Source organism: Streptomyces anandii JCM 4720 (assembly GCF_014650655.1).
Classification (GTDB): Bacteria; Actinomycetota; Actinomycetes; order Streptomycetales; family Streptomycetaceae; genus Streptomyces; species Streptomyces anandii.
Map to the genome: position 1 here is coordinate 297,000 of NZ_BMVJ01000002.1, position 3,454 is coordinate 300,453.

At 71.6% G+C, this 3,454-nt stretch carries 3 protein-coding genes; 2 read left to right on the plus strand and 1 reads right to left on the minus strand.

The annotated features are described in order from the left end of the window. Positions 1-858, plus strand: an 858-nt coding sequence (locus tag IE249_RS04580; protein WP_229857516.1) for a GuaB3 family IMP dehydrogenase-related protein, incomplete at its 5' end; no start/stop codon positions are given. Positions 859-1,421: 563 nt separating this feature from the next. Here the strand turns inward: IE249_RS04580 and IE249_RS04585 are convergent. After that, positions 1,422-2,630, minus strand: a complete 1,209-nt coding sequence (locus IE249_RS04585; RefSeq protein WP_189703449.1) for a nucleotide sugar dehydrogenase — start codon at positions 2,628-2,630, stop codon at positions 1,422-1,424. 293 nt (positions 2,631-2,923) lie between these two features. Here IE249_RS04585 and IE249_RS36150 point away from each other — a divergent pair. Beyond that, the coding region (locus IE249_RS36150; RefSeq protein WP_229857517.1) for an FAD-dependent oxidoreductase at positions 2,924-3,454 on the plus strand (531 nt) is incomplete at its 3' end.

Genomic DNA, 3,454 nt, shown 5'->3' on the forward strand with positions numbered 1-3,454 from the left:
CCGCTGCTCGACGAGATCGCGGAGCTGCCCTCCGAGGCCGCCACCCGCCGCCTCCAGGAGGTCTACGCGGCACCCATCAAGGAGGAGCTGATCGGCGCGCGCATCAAGGAGGTGCGCGACGCCGGGGTGGTCACCGCCGCCGCGCTCTCCCCGCAGCGCACCGCCCAGTTCTCCAAGGCGGTCGTCGACGCGGGCGTGGACATCTTCGTCATCCGCGGTACGACGGTCTCGGCGGAGCACGTGTCGTCCTCGCACGAGCCGCTGAACCTGAAGCAGTTCATCTACGAGCTCGACGTCCCCGTGATCGTCGGCGGCTGCGCCACGTACACGGCGGCCCTGCACCTGATGCGCACCGGCGCGGCGGGCGTCCTGGTCGGCTTCGGCGGCGGCGCCGCGCACACCACGCGCAACGTGCTCGGCATCCAGGTCCCGATGGCCACGGCCGTCGCCGACGTGGCCGCCGCCCGCCGTGACTACATGGACGAGTCCGGCGGCCGGTACGTGCACGTGATCGCGGACGGCGGCGTCGGCTGGTCCGGCGACCTGCCCAAGGCGATCGCCTGCGGCGCGGACGCGGTGATGATGGGCTCCCCGCTCGCCCGTGCCACGGACGCGCCCGGCAAGGGCCACCACTGGGGCATGGAGGCCGTCAACGAGGAGCTGCCGCGCGGCCAGAAGGTCGACCTCGGCACGGTCGGCACCATCGAGGAGGTCCTCACCGGCCCCTCCCACATTCCCGACGGCTCCATGAACTTCTTCGGCGCCCTGCGCCGCGCCATGGCCACCACCGGCTACAGCGAGCTGAAGGAATTCCAGCGCGTCGAGGTGACGGTCGCCGACTCCCAGCACAAGCGCTAGCTGTATTGACCTGAAGCTAGCCCCCGGCGTTCCTCCCAGAGGCCCGGTCACTCGCCAGAGCGAGCGACCGGGCCTCTTCGCGTCTGCGCAGGTGGGGGCGCGTAGAGCGATATGGGGGTGCGCGGTTGCTTTTGGGGCGAATACGCCGGGGACGGGTGAGATGAGCCGATAGTGTCCGTGATCGGCACCCCAGTTGTTCGGGGCGCCCCCTTCCAAGGACACGGGCCGGACCCCGCCCTCGGGGCCCGGCCCGAATTCCAGTGAAACCGTCTACCGGGTCTATGGGCGGCGTCATGGAAGGGGGCGCCCATGGGACGCCACCGCAAGCCCGCCCGCTGGGATCGGATCCGTCTTCGGATGGTGAAGTGCCGGCGGAGGCGGATCTTGTGGATCTACTGCCGCTGAGCGGCCACCCCTACGAACGCTAGGGGTGGACACTCCGCCTAACGGCCAGGAGCCCGCTGCAGTGACCCCTGCGGTGGGCTCCACCTGTTTACGTAAGTTACCCGTGCAGCGGTCTTCGTGCCACCAACTCCGGACCCGGTGCTCCCCCGCGCCCCCCTTCACAACCGGTGCGCTGCTCCTGTGGGAGCCGCGCCACGGGTGTCCAGGAGGAGTTGGGCCTTCACCGACAGGCCCTGGAGGTCGTAGGTGCGGTGGTGCTGGAGGAGGATCGTCAGGTCGGCGTCCGCCACCGCCTCGTACAGGGCGTCCGCGCGGGGCACGGGGCGGTCGAGGACGCTCCACACGGGTACGTGCGGGTCGTGGTAGCTGACGCACGCGCCGAGGCCGGTCAGGCGGACGGCGATCTCCTCGGCGGGGGTGCCCTGGAGGTCGGCGAGGTCGGGCTTGTAGGTGACGCCCAGGAGGAGTACGCGCGCGCCCCGGGCCGACTTGCCGTGCTCGTTGAGCAGGGTGGCGGCGCGCTGGACGACGTAGCCGGGCATGCGGCTGTTGACCTGCTGGGCGAGTTCCACCATGCGCAGGCCACGGCCGGCGGTGCCGGACAGGTCCTGGGGCAGTCCGTGGCCGCCGACGCCGGGCCCGGGGCGGAAGGCCTGGAAGCCGAAGGGCTTGGTCTCGGCGCAGCGCACCACGTCCCACAGGTCGACGCCCAGGTCGTGGCAGAGGACGGCCATCTCGTTGACGAGCGCGATGTTGACGTGCCGGTAGTTGGTCTCCAGGAGGTGGACCGTCTCGGCCTCCTTCAGACCGCGCGCGCGGACCACCTTGTCGGTGAGACGCCCGTAGAAGGCGGCGGCCGACTCGGTGCAGGCCGGGGTCAGGCCGCCGATGACCTTGGGGGTGTTGGCGGGGGTGACGTCCCGGTTTCCGGGGTCGACGCGGCTGGGGGAGTAGGCGAGGTGGAAGTCGCGGCCCGCGCGCAGCCCCGAGCCCCGCTCCAGCAGCGGGAGCAGGAACTCCTCGGTGGTGCCGGGGTGGACGGGGGACTCCAGGATCACGGTGGTGTGCGGGCGCAGCTGCCCGGCGAGGGCGCGCGCCGCGGCCTGAACCTGCCCGAGGTCGGGCCCGCCGTCCGCGCCGCGCGGGGTCGGCGCGCAGATCACCGCGGTGCGCACCCGGCCCAGCTCGGCCGGGTTGGTGGCCGGCCGGAAGCCCCCCGAGAGCATCCGGCGCAGTTCCGCGGGGCTGAGGGAGCCGGACTCGTCCCCCGTCCGGTATCCGAGGGTGGGGATGCCGGCGGCGACGGCTGCCTGGGCCAGGGGCAGGCCGAGGGGACCGAGTCCGATGACGGCGAGATCTGCGGGCATGGCGTGGGCCGTCCTTCCCAATAACCGAGGCGTGGCAGACACGCAAGTCCTGTGGACAGGACGAGCGAGTGCAATGTCAGACTAGGAGTAAATATGACCGTTTTGCGGGATTGACCAGCGTGTTTCTCGGTGAGCCGGGGCGAGTTGTCCACAGGCTGGGGGCGACTGGTGGCTGAAGACGGGCAACCCGGTCAGAATTTGGGCATGGGGAGGGACGAGGGGGGACACGGGAGGGACGGAAACGGGCTTCGCCCGACGGGTGCGGCCGATGCGACCGACAGTGGGAGGCAGCGGTGAGGACAGCGACACTGGGGCCGGCGCAGCGTGCCGAGTCACTGGCGGGAATGGCCGAGCGCGAGCTGGACATCCTGGTCGTGGGCGGCGGCGTGGTCGGCGCGGGCACGGCCCTGGACGCCGTCACGCGCGGCCTGACCACCGGGATCGTCGAGGCCCGCGACTGGGCCTCGGGCACCTCCAGCCGGTCCAGCAAGCTGATACACGGCGGCCTGCGCTATCTGGAGATGCTCGACTTCGCGCTCGTGCGGGAGGCGCTGAAGGAGCGCGGCCTGCTGCTGGAGCGCATCGCCCCGCACCTGGTCAGGCCGGTGCCGTTCCTGTACCCGCTCCAGCACAAGGGCTGGGAGCGCTGGTACGCGGGCTCGGGCGTCGCGCTCTACGACGCGATGTCGATGGCCCGCGGCCACGGCAGGGGCCTGCCACTGCACCGGCACCTGAGCCGCCGTCACGCCCTGCGCGTCGCCCCCTGCATGAAGAAGGACGCCCTGGTCGGCGCCCTCCAGTACTACGACGCCCAGATGGACGAC